The sequence below is a fragment of the Janthinobacterium sp. SUN211 genome (assembly GCF_030587315.1).
In the GTDB taxonomy this organism is placed as follows: domain Bacteria; phylum Pseudomonadota; class Gammaproteobacteria; order Burkholderiales; family Burkholderiaceae_D; genus Janthinobacterium; species Janthinobacterium kumbetense.
Map to the genome: position 1 here is coordinate 518744 of NZ_JAPWIC010000003.1, position 18264 is coordinate 537007.

15 protein-coding genes are annotated in these 18264 nt (G+C 60.8%); 11 read left to right on the forward strand and 4 right to left on the reverse strand.

All coding sequences use genetic code 11. From position 1 onward, the window contains the following. Position 1: 1 nt before the first annotated feature. A complete protein-coding gene (locus tag O3301_RS13615) occupies positions 2-535 on the reverse strand; it encodes a Spy/CpxP family protein refolding chaperone (RefSeq protein ID WP_289919464.1) in 534 nt (177 codons plus the stop codon). A gap of 186 nt (positions 536-721) precedes the next feature. On the opposite strand from O3301_RS13615, the gene O3301_RS13620 reads away from it, so the two are divergent. The 5 genes from O3301_RS13620 (at position 722) to O3301_RS13640 (ending at position 8331) form a co-directional block, all read left to right on the forward strand. Beyond that, entirely contained in the window at positions 722-1450 is a 729-nt protein-coding gene (locus O3301_RS13620) for a response regulator (protein ID WP_034753223.1), read from the forward strand. Further along, positions 1447-2805, forward strand: a complete 1359-nt coding sequence (locus O3301_RS13625; RefSeq protein ID WP_099665736.1) for an ATP-binding protein — start codon at positions 1447-1449, stop codon at positions 2803-2805. Before O3301_RS13620 ends, O3301_RS13625 begins: the two co-directional genes overlap by 4 nt. Before the next feature lie 88 nt (positions 2806-2893). Then, positions 2894-4066, forward strand: a complete 1173-nt coding sequence (locus O3301_RS13630) for an efflux RND transporter periplasmic adaptor subunit (protein ID WP_251349392.1) — start codon at positions 2894-2896, stop codon at positions 4064-4066. Next, on the forward strand, positions 4063-7173 hold the full coding sequence (locus O3301_RS13635) for an efflux RND transporter permease subunit (protein ID WP_251349391.1): 3111 nt from the start codon (positions 4063-4065) through the stop codon (positions 7171-7173). Before O3301_RS13630 ends, O3301_RS13635 begins: the two co-directional genes overlap by 4 nt. Positions 7174-7443: 270 nt before the next feature. Continuing rightward, entirely contained in the window at positions 7444-8331 is an 888-nt protein-coding gene (locus tag O3301_RS13640; RefSeq protein WP_305056613.1) for a hypothetical protein, read from the forward strand. A 78-nt stretch (positions 8332-8409) separates the two neighbouring features. Here the strand turns inward: O3301_RS13640 and yihA are convergent, their stop codons facing one another. Then, positions 8410-9147, reverse strand: a complete 738-nt coding sequence (yihA, locus tag O3301_RS13645) for a ribosome biogenesis GTP-binding protein YihA/YsxC (protein ID WP_077398853.1) — start codon at positions 9145-9147, stop codon at positions 8410-8412. A gap of 186 nt (positions 9148-9333) precedes the next feature. Between yihA and O3301_RS13650 the strand changes: the two genes are divergently transcribed. From O3301_RS13650 to O3301_RS13670, 5 genes are all read left to right on the forward strand, one after another. Continuing rightward, the gene (locus O3301_RS13650; protein WP_289905790.1) at positions 9334-10005 is read left to right on the forward strand and encodes a cytochrome c; all 672 of its coding nucleotides are present in this window, start codon (positions 9334-9336) and stop codon (positions 10003-10005) included. Between the two features lie 184 nt (positions 10006-10189). Beyond that, complete coding sequence (locus tag O3301_RS13655; RefSeq protein ID WP_289905789.1) at positions 10190-12286, forward strand: cytochrome c biogenesis protein ResB; 2097 nt, start codon at positions 10190-10192, stop codon at positions 12284-12286. A gap of 49 nt (positions 12287-12335) precedes the next feature. Further along, positions 12336-13487: a c-type cytochrome biogenesis protein CcsB gene (gene ccsB, locus O3301_RS13660; protein ID WP_034753239.1), complete on the forward strand. Its 1152-nt coding sequence runs from the start codon at positions 12336-12338 to the stop codon at positions 13485-13487. An 84-nt stretch (positions 13488-13571) separates the two neighbouring features. Beyond that, entirely contained in the window at positions 13572-14549 is a 978-nt protein-coding gene (gene msrP, locus O3301_RS13665) for a protein-methionine-sulfoxide reductase catalytic subunit MsrP (RefSeq protein ID WP_099665732.1), read from the forward strand. A gap of 9 nt (positions 14550-14558) precedes the next feature. Beyond that, positions 14559-15212, forward strand: coding sequence for a sulfite oxidase heme-binding subunit YedZ (locus tag O3301_RS13670; RefSeq protein ID WP_305056614.1), 654 nt, complete (start codon positions 14559-14561; stop codon positions 15210-15212). On the opposite strand, the gene O3301_RS13675 is transcribed toward O3301_RS13670, so the two are convergent. Then, complete coding sequence (locus O3301_RS13675; RefSeq protein WP_099378447.1) at positions 15209-15433, reverse strand: lipoprotein; 225 nt, start codon at positions 15431-15433, stop codon at positions 15209-15211. The genes O3301_RS13670 and O3301_RS13675 overlap by 4 nt on opposite strands. Here O3301_RS13675 and cyaY point away from each other — a divergent pair. Next, on the forward strand, positions 15432-15761 hold the full coding sequence (cyaY, locus tag O3301_RS13680) for an iron donor protein CyaY (RefSeq protein ID WP_305056615.1): 330 nt from the start codon (positions 15432-15434) through the stop codon (positions 15759-15761). The genes O3301_RS13675 and cyaY overlap by 2 nt on opposite strands. A 66-nt stretch (positions 15762-15827) precedes the next feature. Here cyaY and O3301_RS13685 read toward each other — a convergent pair whose 3' ends face one another. After that, a complete protein-coding gene (locus O3301_RS13685) occupies positions 15828-18173 on the reverse strand; it encodes a penicillin-binding protein 1A (RefSeq protein WP_077398866.1) in 2346 nt (781 codons plus the stop codon). Positions 18174-18264: the final 91 nt, after the last annotated feature.

Here is an 18264-nt window from a genome sequence, read left to right on the forward strand (position 1 = left end):
CTTAGCCGGCTTTGGGATGCTGCTGCATGCCGTCGTGACCGCCATGGTGCCCACCGCGGTGGCCGCCGTGCTTGCCGCCAGGCACGCTGTCGTCAAACACCTTCTTTTGCTCCGGGGTCAGCACGGCATAAAAGGTTTTCAGCGAGGCCAGGCGGCTTTCCTGGTTCGCGATGCGCTCCTTCGACATGGCGATCCATTGCTCCATGCGTTCCGGCGCCGACAGCTTGGCCATCGCTTCGCGCTTGGCTTTCCAGTCGCCCATCGGTTTTTTCGGCGCATTGGCGGCCGTGAAAGTGGCCCAGGCCGGTTCCTGCGCGGCCGTCAGCTTCAGTTTGTCGTGCAGGCGGGCCTGGTACTTGGCCATGCGCTCGGCCGGGTTGCCGCCGCGGTGGCCTTCATGTTGCATCTTGGTGCTGGCGGCAGGCGCGCTGGCGGCCGCTTCCTGGGCGTGGACGGTCAGCGATGCCGCACCCATGCCGAGTACGCTCATGGTGATGATCAAATTCTTGCGCAAGGTTGTCATTGAGGCGTTCATCTGGATTCCTTTGTAAAAGTGAGGGATGTACATGCTGCTGCACATGAATCCATGTTGGACGCGCCATGTTTCCCCGAAGTGTCCGCTGCCAGACAGTTTGTATCTATATGTTTCTTCGGGTCTCCTATATACAAGACGATACAAATGCGCTGTGCAAGGCCGGGGGAAGTGGGGATAATTCGTACCATGGAACCCACTTCTACAATTCTCATCGTCGACGATGACCGCGATATCCGCAGCTTGCTGGCGGACTACCTGGAAACGAACGCCTACCGCACCCTGGGCGCGGCAGATGGCACTGCCATGTGGAAAATCCTCGACGAAACGCGGCCCGACTTGATCGTGCTGGACTTGAATCTGCCCGGCGACGATGGCCTGACCCTGTGCCGCAAGCTGCGCGCCCAATCGACTGTGCCGGTGATCATGTTGACGGCGCGCAATGAACCGCTGGACCGCATCCTGGGCCTGGAAATGGGCGCCGACGATTACTTGCCGAAACCGTTCGAACCGCGTGAATTGCTGGCGCGCATACGCAGCGTGCTGCGCCGCAGCCATGCCATGCCGTCGAACGTGCCATCGGACAAGGCGCAGCAAATCCGTTTTTCCGGCTGGACCCTGGACTTGACGGCGCGCCACCTGCTCAATCCCAGCGGCCTCGTGATCATGCTGTCGGGCGCGGAGTTCCGCTTGCTGCGCGTGTTCCTGGAACACCCGAACCGCGTGCTCAACCGCGACCAGCTGCTGAACCTGACGCAGGGGCGCGACGCCGACCCGTTCGACCGCTCGATCGATATCCAGATCAGCCGCCTGCGGCAAAAGCTCGGTGAAGATGCCCGCTTGCCGCAAATCATCAAGACCGTGCGCAACGGCGGCTACGTGCTGGCCGGCCAGGTCAATGTGGAGCCGCACGCGTGAAGGCCTTCCTGGGGTCGATGACGGGCCGCGTCTTCATGTTCCTGCTGATCGGCATCGTCGCGTCGGCCGCGCTGACGCAGTGGCTGGCCGTGGGCGAACGCCAGCGCGCCATCGAGCAATACCGCGACTACCACGCCGTCGAGCGGGCCGAGCAGCTGGTAATGGCGGCCGACGTGGTGCCGCTGGCCTCGCGCGCCGCCTACCTGAAAGTGGCCAACAAGGGCAGCGTGCGCCTGGAACTGCGTCCCGAAACGGAACATACGCCCGGCGCGCCGACGGAGTTTTCCACCGCGCTGCAAGCCAAGCTGGGCGAAGGTTTCAAGGTCAGCGCGCTGGCCGAACGCCCGGCCGCCTGCGTCAAACCGCGCCAGACGCCGGGCATGTTTGCCGCCAAGCCATGGGGCGGCACGTGCGAAAACCTCGACGTGCGCATGCAGGATGGCCACGTGCTGCGCCTGATGGTCTTGCCGCCGCGCCAGCAGCCGCCGTTCAACGAACACAACGACTGGATGACCTTGCTGCCTTTCCTGATCAGCATCGCCATCCTCGCCTACCTGGTCACGCGCATGACCATGCGCCCGCTCAAGCAGCTGGCGCAGGCGGCGAAAGACCTGGGCAACGATATCAACCATCCGCCGCTGACCCTGTCGGGCGCCAGCGAGATCCGCCAGGCCAGCGCCGCCTTCAATGCCATGCAGGCGCGCATCCGCCAGCATATTTCCCAGCGGACACAGATGCTGGCGGCCATCACGCACGACTTGCAGACGCCGCTGACGCGCTTGCGTTTGCGCCTGGAAAAAGTGGCCGATACGGAATTGTATGACCGCTTGGTAGGCGACCTGTCAGCCATGCAGAGCATGGTCAAGGAAGGGCTAGACCTGGCCCGCTCGATGGATAGCACGGAAGCGATGCAGGCGCTGGATCTCGATTCCCTGTTGGATAGCGTCTGTTCCGACGCGGCTGATGCCGGCCAGAAAGTCACCCTGAATGGGCAGGCAGGTATGGCCTTGATGGCGCGTCCGATCGCCATGCGGCGCTGCCTGGTGAACTTGATCGACAATGCCGTCAAATATGGCCTGTACGCGCAAGTTGCCGTCGAGCGCATCCCGGGTGCCGCGCGCATCCGCATCCGCGACGGGGGGCCAGGCATTGCGCCAGATCAATTGGCTAAAGTGTTCGAACCGTTTTACCGCATCGAGACTTCGCGTTCGCGCGAATCGGGCGGCACGGGCCTGGGCCTGACCATCGCGCGCAATATCGCCGAACAGCATGGCGCCACGGTTTCACTGCTTAATCATGTCGACGGTGGACTGGAAGTCACCCTCATCGTGCCCGAGTATTACGCAGGAAAGTGAGCATTTCCGTGCGACAATATTGTGCTTTATGCCCCCCTGGCAACTACCTTCAACCTGCAGCCCTGCGCTGCGACAGCGTGACAGAACAATGAAAAAGACTAGTCTGGCAATCCTCGTGGGTGCGGCCCTGTGTATCGGCGGCGGCATCTGGTATTTCAATCATCAGCCCGGCGCGGCGAGCGGTGGGCAGGATGGTAAAGGGGGCAAGGGCGGACAAGCGCCGACGACGGTGAGCGTGGTCGTTCCGGTGCGCCAGGATGTGCCGATGGTGCTGCAAGCCAATGGCAGCGTGATGCCGATCAGCAGCGTCGACTTGCACCCGCAGACGACCAGCACGATTACCAAGGTGCATATCCGCGAAGGCCAGTTCGTCAAGCAGGGCGAGCTGATGTTCACTCTCGATGCGCGCAGCGAACACGCGAATGTCGACAAGGCGCAGGCGCAGGTCTTGCGCGACCGCGCCTCGGTGCAGGACCTCGAGCGCCAGCTCAAGCGCAGCCAGGATTTGCTGAGCAAGAACTTTATTGCCCAGGGCGCCGTCGATACCCTGCAAAGCCAGCTCGACGCGGCACGCGCCTTGCTGGCTGCCGACCAGGCCGCCTTGCGCGCCGCCCAGGTGGATTCCAGCTACACCGTCCTGCGCGCGCCGCAGGCGGGCAGGGTAGGGGCCATCAATGTCTATGCGGGCAGCCTGGTGCAGCCGACCACGTCGCTCACCAGCATCACCCAGCTCGACCCGATCGACGTGTCGTTCACCTTGCCGGAAAGCAGCCTGTCCGGCTTGCTGGCGGCGCAAAAGGCGGGCGAGGTGCCTGTCACGGCGCTGTTGTCCGATGCGGGCGGCAAGCAGCTCGACGGCAAACTGAACTTTATCGACAATGCCGTCGATTCCGCCACCGGCGTGATCCGGATCAAGGCCCGTTTCAATAATGGCGGCACCGATTTGTGGCCAGGCCAGTACGTGAATACGCAGCTGACCGTGCGCACCCTCAAGGATGCGCTGGTGATCCCGCAAAACGCCATCATCACGAGTACTTCCGGCACCTTCGTGTACTCGATGGAGGCGGACAGTACGGCCAAGATGCGCAAGATTACCCGGGTGTACGCGTTCGGGCCGAGCGCCGTCGTCACCGGCCTGGCAGGCGATGAAAAAGTCATCGTCGATGGCAAGCAGAACTTGCGTCCAGGCAGCAAGGTGCGCCTGGCGGAAAAACACAAGGCCGCCGATGGCGCCGCCGCACCGCAGGGCAAGCCAGCATGAACCTGTCCGAACTGAGCATCCGCCGCCCCGTCATGGTGGTGTTGCTGTCCCTCTCCATCATCCTGGCCGGCGTGCTGGCCTATCTGCAAATTCCCGTGGCGGCCTTGCCGAGCTACAACACGCCCGTCATCAACGTCAGTGCCGACCTGGCCGGCGCCAGCCCGGAAACCATGGCCTCGTCGGTGGCCTTGCCACTGGAAAAGCAATTTTCCACCATTTCCGGCCTCAGCCTGATCACGTCCACGAGCACGCTGGGCAATACCTCGCTGACCCTGGAATTTGACGCCAGCATCAATGTCAACGAGGCGGCCGTCGACGTGCAAGCCGCGCTGCTGCGCGCGCAGCGCCAGTTGCCGACGGAAATGACGGATTTGCCATCCTACCGCAAGGTCAATCCCGCCGATGCGCCGGTGCTGTTCATCCAGATGACGTCGCCATCGCTGAACTTGTCGGATCTCAACGATTATGCGGAAAACCTGATCGCCCCGAGCCTGTCGACCCTGCCTGGCGTGGCCCAGGTGATCGTGAATGGCCAGAAGCGCTTTGCCGTACGCGTGCGCGCCCGTGCCGACCTGATGAATGCGCGCAACCTGACGATGGACGAGCTGGCTACCGCCTTGCGCACCTCGAACACGAATTCCCCGCTGGGCATCCTTGACGGCCCGAGCCAGACCCTGACCATCCAGGGCAATCCGCAAATGATGAAAGCGGCCGATTTTGCCGAACTGATCGTCGCCAGCCGCAACGGCCAGCCCGTGCGCCTGAAGGACGTGGCCGAGGTGGAGGACAGCTTTCAATCGATCAAGGCCGTCGGCAGTTTCAACGGTGAGCGCTCGATCAGCCTGATGGTGCAGCGCCAACCGGATGCCAACACCGTGCAAGTGGTCGATGGCGTGCGCCGTTTGTTGCCAGGGTTCAAGGAACAATTGCCGCAATCGATACAGATCAGTCTGGTTAACGACCGTTCGCTGTCGATACGCGAAGCCATCCACGACGTCAATTTGACCTTGGCCCTGACGGTGGTGCTGGTGGTGCTGGTGATCTTCCTGTTCCTGCACCGCGCGGCCGCCACCTTCATTCCAGCCGTCACCATGCCGATTTCCCTGCTGGGCGCCCTGGCCCTGCTGTACTGGCTCGGCTACAGCCTCGACAACGTCTCGCTGCTGGGCATTACCCTGGCCGTCGGCTTGGTCGTCGACGATGCCATCGTGGTGCTGGAAAACATCGTGCGGCATATCGAGATGGGCAAGAAACCGATACGCGCGGCCCTGGAAGGGGCGAAAGAGATGGGCTTTACCATCATCTCGATTTCCGTCTCGCTGGTGGCCGTGTTCATCCCCATCTTCTTCATGCCGGGCGTGATCGGCTTGTTGTTCCATGAGTTCGCCGTTGTCGTCTCGCTGGCCGTGCTGGTGTCCGCCATCGTCTCGCTGACCCTGGTGCCGATGCTGGCCAGCCGCTTCCTGCCGGCCGATTCGCGCGAGCACAATGACAGCGACCCCAGCCACGGCGAAAAAACCTTCATCGGCCGCCATTTCGAAGCGGGTTTCACGAAGTTGCGCAACGGTTACGTGCATCTGCTCGACAAGGCCCTGGCGCACCGCAACGTGGTGCTGTTCATTGCCGTGTGTACCTTTGCGCTGACGGTGCTGTTGTACGCCACGATACCGAAAGGTTTCTTCCCGGAAGAAGATCTGGGCCAGATCCAGGTCAATACGGAAGCGTCGGAAGACATTTCCTCGGCGGCACTGCAGGATTTGCAAGCCCGCGTGGCGGCCGTGCTCAAGGCGGACCCCAGCGTGCAGGATGTGACCTCGTTCGTCGGCGGCGGCAACACGGGACGCATGTTCATGGTCTTGAAACCTCGCAACGAGCGGCCGAAAATGCCCGTGGTGCTGGAAAACCTGCGCCGCGCGACGAGCACCGTGCCCGGCATGGCCGTGTATTTCCGGCCCGTGCAAAACTTGCAGCTGGGCGGACGCCAGAGCAAGAGCCGCTACCAGTACACCTTGCAAAGCGTCAGTCCCGACGCCTTGAATGACTGGGCGGAAAAGTTTATTGCTGGCATGCGCACGGATCCCGCCTTCCGCGACGTTACCAGCGATTCCCAGATCAAGGGCTTGCAGGCGTCGCTCAGGATCGACCGCGACAAGGCCAATTTGCTGGGCGTGCAAATGTCCGACATCCGCACGGCCCTGTACAGCGCCTTTGGCGAGCGGCAAGTGTCGACCATCTATTCGTCGGCAGCCAGCTATTACGTGATCCTGGAAGCGGCCACGGCAGACCGCCAGTACGACGATGCGCTCACGCGCGTGTCCGTGCGCAGCAAGACGGGCGAACTGGTGAAACTGTCGAGTATTGCCTACGTGGAACGCACGATCGGGCCCACGTCCGTGAATCACCAGGGGCAGTTGCAGGCTGTTACCATCGCCTTCAACCTGGCGCCGGACGTGCCGCTGGGCATCGCCACGGGCAAGATCGACGCGATGGCCAAGGACATGAGCTTGCCGGCCTCCATCATCACGCGTTACGGCGGCGACGCGGCCGTGTTCCAGAGCTCGCAGTCCAGCCAGATCATCCTCATCATTGCCGCGCTGGCCGTGATCTACGTGCTGCTCGGCGTGTTGTATGAAAGCTATATCCACCCGCTGACCATCCTGGCCGGCTTGCCATCGGCAGCTGTGGGGGCGCTGCTGACCCTGCGCCTGTTCGGCATGGACCTGACCATGATCGCCATCATCGGCATTTTGATGCTGATCGGCATCGTCAAGAAAAATGCGATCATGATGATCGACTTCGCCCTGCATGCGCAGCGCAACGACGGGCTGGCGCCGGCGGAGGCCATCCGCCAGGCTTGCATCCTGCGTTTCCGCCCCATCATGATGACGTCGGCGGCGGCCTTGATGGGCGCCTTGCCGATCGCCCTGGGCCTGGGCGCCGGCGCCGAGCTGCGCCAGCCGCTGGGCCTGGCGGTGGTCGGCGGCTTGCTCTTTTCGCAAGTGATTACCTTGTTCATCACCCCCGTGATCTATCTGTTCCTGGACAAGTACAGCGGCACGGGACCGTTGACGGACGAGCAATTGGTGGCGCTCGACAACAAGGCCTGATCCGCCACACGGCCAGCACCGGCGCCCGTTCCTAAGTGAATGCGGCGCCGGTTTTGTATGGGCCGTGATACATACGGTAACAACCGTCAAGAGACGGCTAGGGTACGCTGATACCGCTGCAAGGAATGTCGCTATCCTGTACGCTTCGGGTTGGAAATGCCGAGGAAGTGTTCCCAAAAGCAAGGGACTCTGGCACTATGGCTGCCCTGTAAGATTACTTTTGTCGCTACACAGAAAGCACGATTCATTTTGCATGACACGACCCATTTGATGGCTGCCGATTCCGATGTTTGCCCCACCTGCGGGCAAGTCATCCAGCCACCACCGGCCTACGGGTCCAAGACCAGCACCATGCGCAAGGTGGCGCTCGGCGTGTCCGTCTTGCTGCACGTGCTGCTGGCGGCGTATGTCCTATTTCGTAGCGACAAGATCGAAAAGATCCCGCCGCCGAAGAAGGAAAGCGCGATGGTCTACATTGCGCCGCTGAAAGACAAGCCGCAACCGAAGCCGCAACCGAAACCCACGCCGAAACCGAAGGACACGAAAGTGGCCAAGGTCAAACCGCCACCGGCGCCGAGCAAGCGCGTGGTCACGAAAGACGTGCCGCGCGACAAGCCGAAACTGGAAACCTTCACGCCCCCGCTGGTGTCGAAAGTGCCGTTGCCGCCGCCGCCCGCTGAAGACATGAGTTCGATGATCGAGCAGCGCCGCAAGCAGCGTCAGGCGCAAAATCCCGCGCCGCCGGCCGAGGAAAGCGAAAACGACCGCGCCATGCGCGTGGCCAAGGCGAATATCGCCGGCGCCCAGGGACGCAATTCCGGCAGCGACCGCGAGGATTCGGGCGGCGTGTTTTCCATCGTCAACCAGACCTCGTTCAGCGCGGAAGTCAAGTTCAAGGGCTGGAATGGCAACTTCAAGCGCAACTGGCTGAAGCAGGAAAAAGTGGAGCTGGGCAATGAGCCCGATATCGAAACGGCCATCCTGAAGAAGATGATCCAGCTGATCCGTGCCGAGAAACCGGGCGACTTCGTGTGGGAATCGCGCCGCCTGGGACGTAACGTCAACCTCAGCGCCCGCGTGGAAGACACGGCCGAGCTGATGGCTTTCCTGCGCCAGGAATTCTTTTCCGAGAAACGGCCAGGGCCGGGACGGCGCTAGGCGCTCGGAAAATTGACGGCAATAAAAAAGGCTGCACCGTGTGAACGGGCAGCCTTTTTTACGCAGCGTTGATCTCGATCAAGCCGGTTTATCCGATTCCGGCTCGACGTCGTCTTCCATGTCGATCAATTCGACCATCTGGGCCGCGCCGTCTTCGCTGATGCCGGCCAGTTCCATGATCTTGTCGTTGGCTTCGTCGATGCCGACGCGTTTCAAGGCCGAGAACAGTTGCACGGTGAACGGGAAGCCGACGCCGTCTTCATCCACATAGCTGTCGAGCTTGGCTTTCGCCTGGCGCAAGGCATTCACGGATTCATTCCGGTTCAGCTTATCGACCTTGGTCAGGATGCAGTGGATCGGCTTGCCCGTTGGGGCGAACCATTCCAGCATTTGAATGTCCAGGTCGGTGAACGGGCGGCGCGAATCCATGATCAGGATCAAACCCGCCAATTGCTCGCGGCGCTGCACGTAGTCGCCCAGCAGGCGCTGCCAGTGCAATTTGGCCGAGCCCGATACTTCCGCGTAGCCGTAGCCCGGCAAGTCGACCAGCAGGCATTCGATCTCTTCGACGATGGTGGCATCCTTGCGGTGCTGCGCCACGTGGGCGCCGCCGATGGAGAAGTAGTTGATGTGCTGGGTACGGCCAGGTGTCTTGGAGGCGAACGCCAAGCCTTTCTGATTACACAAGATGTTGATGGCGGTCGATTTACCGGCATTGGAGCGGCCGGCAAAGGCGATTTCCGGCACCGTGGTATCGGGCAGGTCACGCAATTGGTTGACGGTCGTAAAGAAGCGGGCTTGCCAGAGTTTTGACATGGGAGTAGTAAAGCAACAAAAGGGAGCGATAAGGGAGCGATAACGCCAAGAAGCTATTGTACAATAAGGGGTTGTTTATTGTTGCCGGCGTAGCAGCGATGCGGTTTGCGGCCCTGAAAATAAAGCAAAAATCCACAGGGCGCGGCAATGTCCACCACTAATTTCTCACTGTCTCAGGGTGCCTGAATGAATCGTGCGTTTTCACCGTTTATCAAATCCATGCTGCTCGCATTGCTGGCTGTATCGGCAACTGCCTCCGCGGTCGAAGCAGCGAAACCGGCCGTCAAGGCCGACGCCGCCAAGGGCGCCACCCTGTACGCCGATGGCGATGCGGCACGCGGCTTGCCTGCCTGCGTCTCCTGCCATGGCGCGGCCGGCAATTCGACCATCACGGTCAATCCGAAGCTGGCTGGCCAGCACGAAAGCTATATCTACAAGCAATTGGTCGATTTCACCACGCCGGAGCGCAACCAGCCCGTCATGACGACCTATGCCAAGATGCTCAGCGACGCCGACAAGAAGAATATCGCCGCCTACCTGGGCGCGCAGCTGTCCAAGCCGGGTGCCGCGAAAAACAAGGATACGATCGACCTGGGCAAGAAAATCTACCGTGGTGGTATTGCTTCCAAGCAAGTTGCCGCCTGCGCCAGCTGTCATGGCGCGACGGGCAATGGCATTCCCGTCCAGTACCCGCGCATCGCCGGCCAGCACCAGGATTACACGGTGGCCCAGCTGACCATGTTCCGCAGCACCAAGGCTGATGCCCGCAAGAACAGCGCGCAAATGCACACCATCGCCGCCCGCATGTCGGATGACGAGATCGCCGCCGTTGCCGATTACATCGCCGGCCTGAAGTAAGTTTTCATAGTGGCAAGAGATTGCCAGGCGCACCAGCGCGCATGAACGAGGGCGGCCGTCTCAACAGGCTGCCCTTTTTTATGGCAAGGGCCAAACAGGAGTATGCTGCCGCCTTGCGCGGAGAAACTATCAGCTCCATGCCACATTTTCTTGAAGATTGCATATCCCGTATGAGTATCCACGTATGAGCACAGGCACGACCGGAATCGAGTTAAAGACCCAACGCCGCAGCCTGGCTGAATTCGTCGAGCTGGTCTCGTCAATGCGCTTTGCCATCAGCCTGCTGACCCTGATCGCCGTCGCGTCCATCATCGGCACCGTGCTCAAGCAAAACGAGCCCATGCCCAATTATGTCAACCAGTTCGGGCCGTTCTGGTTCACCGTTTTCGACAAGCTGAGCCTGTATTCCGTGTATTCGGCCTGGTGGTTCCTCGTGATCATGGGTTTCCTCGTCGCCTCGACCTCGCTGTGCATCGTGCGCAATGCGCCGAAGATGCTCAAGGACATGCGCAGCTGGCGCGACAATGTGCGCGAGCAATCGCTGCGCAATTTCCACCACAAGCTGGAATGGCAGGCGCCGCTGCCGCGCGCCGTGCTGGCGCAGCAGATGGTGATGCGCCTGAAAGACGCCGGTTACGGGGCCAAGGTGGTCGAGAAGGACAACGCCACCCTGGTGGCCGCCAAGCGGGGCGCCGCCAATAAATGGGGCTATATCTTTGCCCACGGCGCCATCGTCATCATCTGTGTGGGCGGCTTGCTCGACTCGGAAATGCCGATCCGCGTACAGCAATGGTTCTTTGGCAAGACGCCGTTTTCCGGCAGCGGCGTGATCGCCGACATTCCCGCCCAGCACCGCCTGAGCCTGTCGAACCCCACTTTCCGCGGCAATACCATGATCCCGGAAGGCTCGTCGAGCAACACGGCCATCATTCCCCAGGCCGATGGCGTGCTGATCCAGGATTTGCCCATCACGATCTTGTTGAAGAAATTCCACATCGATTTTTACAGCACGGGCATGCCGAAGCTGTTTGCCAGCGACGTGGTCGTCACCGACCATGCGACGGGGGAAAGTTTCCCAGCAACCATCAAAGTCAACCAGCCGCTGCTGTACAAGGGCCTGGCCCTGTACCAGTCCAGCTTTGAGGATGGTGGCAGCAAGCTCAAGTTGACGGGTTATCCGATGACGGGCAAGACGACGAAACGCTTCGATATCGGCGGCGAAGTGGGCGGCAGCACGCCGCTCGAGCGCAGCGATGGCAATTCCTACACGGTGGAATGGTCGGGTTTCCGTCCCTTCAACGTGGAAAACCTCAGCGCGGGCCAGGATGTGCGCGCCGTCAACAAGGCGGAAAGTTTTAACGATAAATTCGCCGTCGGCCTGGACAAGCGCCTCGGTTCCGCCGCGAAGAACGCGAACAACAAGGATCTCAAGAACGTGGGCCCCTCGGTGCAATACAAATTGCGCGACAAGACGGGCCAGGCGCGCGAGTACCAGAACTATATGCAGCCGGTCGCCGTGGATGGCACGACGGTGTTCCTGGCCGGCATGCGCGTCAACCCCAGCGATCCGTTCAGCTATCTGCGCATTCCCGCCGATGACAATTACAGCGTGAACGAATGGATGCGCTTGCGTGCCGCGCTGCAAGATCCCGCGCTGCGCCAGCAAGCCGCCACGCGCTATGCGGCGCGCGCCATGCCGCAGGCGGGCGCGGAAGCCTTGCGCAGCCAGTTGCAGGAATCGGCGGCGAAGAGCCTGGGCATCTTTGCCGGCAATGGACAAGAGGGCGGTTTCCTCGCCATTTCACGTTTCCTGGAGAAAATTCCTGCCGCCGAGCAAGAAAAAGCGGCCGATATCTTCATGAAGATCTTGAATGGCAGCCTGTGGGACTTGTGGCAGGCGGCGCGCGCCCAGGATGGCTTGAAGGCTATCGAGGCCGATGACAAGCACGGCCGCTTCCTGCAGCTGGCCACGAATGCGCTGTCCGACAGCTTCTTCTATGGCGCGCCCGTGTATCTGCAACTCGACGACTTTACGGAAATCAAGGCGTCCGTGCTGCAAGTGACGCGGTCGCCAGGCAAGAGCGTCGTTTACCTCGGTTGCCTGTTCCTCGTGATCGGCGTATTTTCCATGTTTTATATCCGCGAGCGTCGCCTGTGGGTGTGGATCAAGGATGGCGAGGGCGGCAGCGAGGCCTTGATGGCCATGAGCACGCAACGCAAGACCCTGGATTTTGAAAAAGAATTTGAGAACTTGAAGGCAAAGCTGCCGCAATCGGCGTAAGCTGCGCTGTGTCCGGGACGCTTGCGCGTCGCCGGGAATGGAGAAAATGATGGAATTGGCAAACAAGCAAATATATACGCAGGAACCGGGATTTTTCAAGCGCCTGAGCCTGATCGATTGGCTGTACGGCGCCGGCTTGCTGGCAGCCTCCCTGTTCGGTCTGATGCGCTTTGGCGCCTTCATGGATATCTATGAAAAAGCCATCTTGCTGGCCGCGGCGCCCACGTTCGCGTGGCTGGGCTGGTACTGGAAGCCCGTGCGCTGGCTGATCCCCGTGGCAGCCGTGCTGTCGCTGTTCGCCATCGAGCTGTACGCGGGCCACCTGGAGATGGCGAATCAGAAATTCTTCCTGAAATACATCTTGTCGAGCCAGTCCGCCATCCTGTGGATGGGCACCCTGTTCGTGCTGTCGACCCTGTTCTACTGGATCGGCCTGGTGGCGCGTTCGGAATTTGGCTCGTCCGTCGGCTCCCTGCTGTGCTGGGCCGGCGTGGTGCTGGGTCTGACGGGCATGCTGGTGCGCTGGTACGAGTCTTACCTGATCGGCGCCGACGTGGGCCATATTCCCGTGTCGAACCTGTATGAAGTGTTCATCCTGTTTTCCTTGATCACGGCCATGTTCTACCTGTATTACGAGCAGCATTACGCGACGCGCCAGCTGGGCGCCTTCGTCATGCTGGTCATTTCGGCGGCCGTCGTGTTCCTGATGTGGTACACGGTCACGCGCGACGCGGCCGAAATCCAGCCGCTGGTGCCGGCCCTGCAAAGCTGGTGGATGAAGATCCACGTACCGGCCAACTTCATCGGCTACGGCACCTTCGCCCTGTCGGCCATGGTGGCGGCGGCTTACCTGCTCAAATCGAGCGGCTACCTGGTCGACCGCCTGCCGTCGCTGGAAGTGCTCGACGACGTCATGTACAAGGCCATTTCCGTGGGCTTCGCTTTCTTCACGGTAGCGACCATCCTGGGCGCCCTGTGGGCGGCCGAAGCATGGGGCGGCTACTGGTCGTGGGACCCGAAAGAAACGTGGGCGCTGATCGTCTGGCTCAACTATGCAGCCTGGCTGCACATGCGCCTGATGACAGGCTTGCGCGGCCGCGTCGCCTCGTGGTGGGCGCTGGTGGGCTTGCTGGTGACGACGTTTGCCTTCCTGGGCGTGAATATGTTCCTTTCTGGTTTGCATTCTTACGGCAAGCTTTAATTGTTTTTTGCATGACAGAAGCGTCATGAACGGCCCGGGAAAACTGGTGTAAGGTACAAATAATCACCTTTTCCCGGAGCCGCCATGTTGATCAAGCGCAGTCCCAACGGCATTGAGTTGCCGTATTCTTCCGAAATCACGCCGCGCGCCGTGTTTGAATCGCGCCGCAGTTTCATCAAGCAAGTGGCGCTGGGCACGATGTCCAGTGCGGCCTTGCTGGAAATGGCTAGCCGCGAAGCCTTCGCGCAAGGCACCAATCCCAAGCTGGCTGCTAAACTGAATCCCGCCTATTCGGCGCTGGAAAAGCAGACGGCCTATAAAGACGCCACCAGCTACAACAATTTCTACGAATTCGGCACGGACAAGAGCGATCCGGCACAAAACGCGGGCACCCTGCGCCCGCGTCCGTGGACGGTCAGCATCGAAGGCGAAGTGAAAAAGCCGATGACCCTGGATCTGGACGCGCTGCTGAAGCTGGCGCCGCTGGAAGAGCGCGTCTACCGGCTGCGCTGCGTGGAAGGCTGGTCGATGGTCATCCCGTGGGTCGGTTATTCCTTCTCGGAAATCATCAAGAAGGTCGAGCCGACGGGCAATGCCAAGTACGTGGAATTCATCACTCTGGCCGACAAGAAACAGATGCCGGGCGTGGGCAGCCGCGTGCTGCAATGGCCGTATACGGAAGGCTTGCGCATCGATGAAGCGAACCATCCGCTGGCGCTGTTGACCCTGGGCATGTATGGCGAAACCTTGCCGAACCAGAATGGCGCGCCCGTGCGCATGGTGTTGCCGTGGAAATATGGTTTCAAGTCCGCCAAATCCATCGTCAAGATCCGTTTCGTCAAGGAACAGCCGCGCACGTCCTGGAACCTGTCGGCGCCGTCCGAATACGGTTTTTACTCGAATGTGAACCCGAACGTTGATCATCCGCGCTGGTCGCAGGCTTCCGAGCGGCGCATCGGCGAAGACGGCTTTCTCACGCGCAAGCGCAAGACCCTGATGTTCAATGGCTACAACGATGTCGCTTCCTTGTACGCGGGCATGGACCTGAAGAAGTTCTTTTAAGGAAAGACCATGGCCCTCAACCCCACGCCGAGACAATTGTCGCTATTCAAAAGCCTGATCTTCTTGCTGGCGCTGCTGCCGTTTGTCCGCATGGTCTGGCTGACGTACACGGGGCAACTGGTGGAGCCGTTGGAATTCATCACGCGCGGCACGGGCGACTGGACCCTGTATTTCCTGTGCATCAGCCTGGCGGTTACGCCCTTGCGGCGCTTCACGCAATGGAATTGGCTGATCAAGCTGCGGCGCATGCTGGGCTTGTTCGCGTTTTTCTACGCGACACTGCACTTCACCACCTTTTTATGGTTCGATCACTTCTTTGATATACAGGAAATGTGGAAGGATGTACTCAAGCGGCCGTTCATCACCGTGGGTTTCATCGCTTTCGTGCTGCTGATCCCGCTGGCCGTGACGAGCACGAATGGCATGGTCAAACGCCTGGGGGGTAAGCGCTGGCAGTGGCTGCACCGCTTGATCTACATCATCGCGCCGCTGGGCATCCTGCACTTCTGGTGGATGAAGGCGGGCAAGCACAATTTCGCGCAACCGATACTGTTCGGCTCCATCGTCGCGCTACTGCTGCTAATTCGCGCGTATTTCGCCTGGAGCAAGCGAGTCAAAAGCGCCAGGGCGGCCAACGCAGCCACCCCGGTGCGTGCCGTTTAGGTGGCTGGCACGATGACCGGTGGCGGCGGCACGGGCGCCGGTTCGACCGGGCCTTTTGCCGGCGCGCCCTTGGCCGCTGGCGGCTTGGGTAGGTACAGGGGGCCGGGCTGGCCGCAGCCGGCCAGGACGCTAGAAACCACAATGGCGGTGCCGATATAAAACGCTGAGGATGACTTCACGATTAGAATCACGGTTTGATTAAGATCTTTGGAGTGTAGCATGAGCGAATCGGAATTCCTGGCCCTGGCCGAAGCCACCCTGACCCAGATCGAGGCGGCGCTGGACCGGCTGAACGATGAAGACGTGCTCGACGTCGAATGCAGCCGCAGCGGCAATGTGCTGGAAATCGAATTCATCGATAACGGCACGAAAATCATCGTCAACAGCCAGGCCCCCATGCGCGAGATGTGGGTAGCGGCCCGTTCCGGCGGCTTTCACTACAAGAGAGTTGGCGACGAGTGGCGCAACACGCGCGACGGCTCGGAACTGTTTGCGGCCCTGTCGGCCATGGCCAGCGAGCAGGCAGGCACGGCAGTCGTATTGACGTAATTGTCTTAGCGGCGCGCCATAAAAAAGGGCAGACTCTTCAGTCTGCCCTTTTTGCATCAAACGATCTTAAAACAGTTCGTTCTTGACGGCTTCTTTCGCTTTTTCTTCCTCCGGCGTGCCGCGCGCCGCGCCTTCCAGGCTGCCTACGCCCGTGCCCGGCGGATTTTCCGCATAGTAATACTCGTCGCCCACGTGGATCAGGCCTTCCGGCACGGCGCGTTCCTCGACGGGTATGCTTTTCAGGGCTTTCGCCATGTAGCTGATCCAGATCGGCAAGGCCAGGCCGCCGCCCGTTTCCCGGTTGCCCAGGTTGCGCGGCTGGTCGTAGCCGATCCAGGCGATGCCCACCAGCTTGGCCTGGTAGCCGGCGAACCAGGCGTCGATGGAATCGTTGGTCGTGCCCGTCTTGCCGGCCAGGTCGGGGCGCTTCAAGGCCATGGCCTTGTTCGCGGTGCCGAAGCGCACGACGTCGTTGAGCATGCTGTTCATCATGAAGGCATTGCGCTCGTCGATGACGCGGTTGGCTTCCTCGCCCGCCAGGTCCGGCTTGGCTTGCGACAAGACATTGCCGTCGCTATCGGTCACCTTGGCGATCAGATACGGGTTGATCTTGTAGCCGCCATTGGCGAACACGGCATACGCGCCCGCCATCTGCAGCGGCGTCACGTTGCCTGCGCCCAGGGCCAGGGTCAGGTAGGGCGGGTTCTTGTCCGCGTCAAAGCCGAAGCGCGTCGCGTATTCCTGGCCATACTTGGCGCCGATCTTGTGCAGGATACGGATGGAAATCATGTTTTTCGATTTCATCAAGCCCTTGCGCATGGTCATCGGGCCATCGTATTTGCTGTCGTAGTTCTTCGGTTCCCACGCCTGGCCGCCCGTCTGGCCCGCGTCGAACGAAATCGGCGCATCGTTGATGATGGTGGCCGGCGACAGGCCCCGTTCCAGCGATGCGGAATAGATGAAGGGCTTGAAGGCCGAACCGGGCTGGCGCCATGCCTGCGTGACGTGGTTGAACTTGTTGCGGTTGTAATCGAAGCCGCCCACCATGGCGCGGATGGCGCCGTCTGTGGTGCTGGCCGAGACGAACGCCGATTGCACTTCCGGCATCTGCGTCAAGACCCAGGTATTGCCTTCCTGCATGACGCGGATCACGGCGCCGCGCTTGATGCGGCGGTTCGGCGCCGCTTTTTCCGACAGCCAGGCCGCGCCGAAGGTCAGGCCGGGGCCGGTAATCGTGATTTCCTCGCCGGCCGAGGTGACGGCCTGCAAGGATTTGGGCGACGCTTGCAGCACCATGGCGGCGATGATGTCGTCGCTGTCCGGATGGTCGGCCAGTTCCGTCTCGATCGCGTCATCGGCTTCTGCCTTGGTTTTTGGAATCTCGATATACGCTTCCGGGCCGCGGTAGCCGTGGCGTTTCTCGTAATCCATCACGCCCTTGCGCAAGGCGATGTAGGCGGCGTCCTGGTCGGCCTTGGTGATGGTGGTGTAGACGTTCAGGCCGCGCGTATAGGTATCTTCCTTGAATTGCTCGTAGACCAGCTGGCGCGCCATTTCCGACACGTATTCCGCATGCACGCCGAAGGCGCTGCTGTCGGTTTTCACTTTCAGCTCTTCATTTTTCGCTTCTTCGTACTGCGCCGGCGTGATGTAGCCCAGCTGGGCCATGCGTTGCAGGATGTATTGCTGGCGCATGCGCGCGCGTTTCGGATTGACGACGGGGTTGTAGGCCGACGGCGCTTTCGGCAAGCCGGCCAGCATGGCCGCTTCCGCCACGGTGAGATCCTGGATGTTCTTGCCGAAATAGATTTGTGCGGCCGAGGCGAAGCCGTAGGCGCGCTGTCCCAGATAAATCTGGTTCATATATACCTCGAGGATCTGGTCCTTGCTGAGGTTTTTCTCGATCTTCCAGGCCAGCAAGACTTCATACGCCTTGCGTTTCAGGGTCTGTTCGCTGGACAGGAAGAAATTGCGCGCCACCTGCTGCGTGATGGTCGATGCGCCTTGCTTGGCGCCGCCCGTCAGGTTGTGCAGGGCCGCACGCGTGATGCCCAGGTAATCGACGCCGCCATGCTCATAGAAGCGGTCATCCTCGATGGCCAGCACGGCTTTCTTCATGACATCGGGAATATCCTTGATGTGCACCATGTTGCGCCGCTCTTCGCCGAACTCGCCGATCAGCACACTGTCGGACGTGAACACGCGCAGCGGCATCTTTGGCTTGTAATCGGTCAAGGTATCGAGCGCCGGCAGGTTCGGATACGCCATGGCCAGGCCAAAGACCACCAGCAAGACGCCGACGATGCCCAGGCCCAGCAGCGATACCAGGGCCATCAGCAGGAAACGTTTGGGTTTGCTGCCCTTGGTGGGCGGCTTCGAGCCAGCGGGGCCAGCGGATTTTGAAGATGTCATGCGTCGTATGTCTTTCGGTTAATTATGCCGGCCAATTATAAGCGAGCTTGCCGGGGTGGCAGCGCGCCGTGGCGCTAGCCGGGGGGAGTGT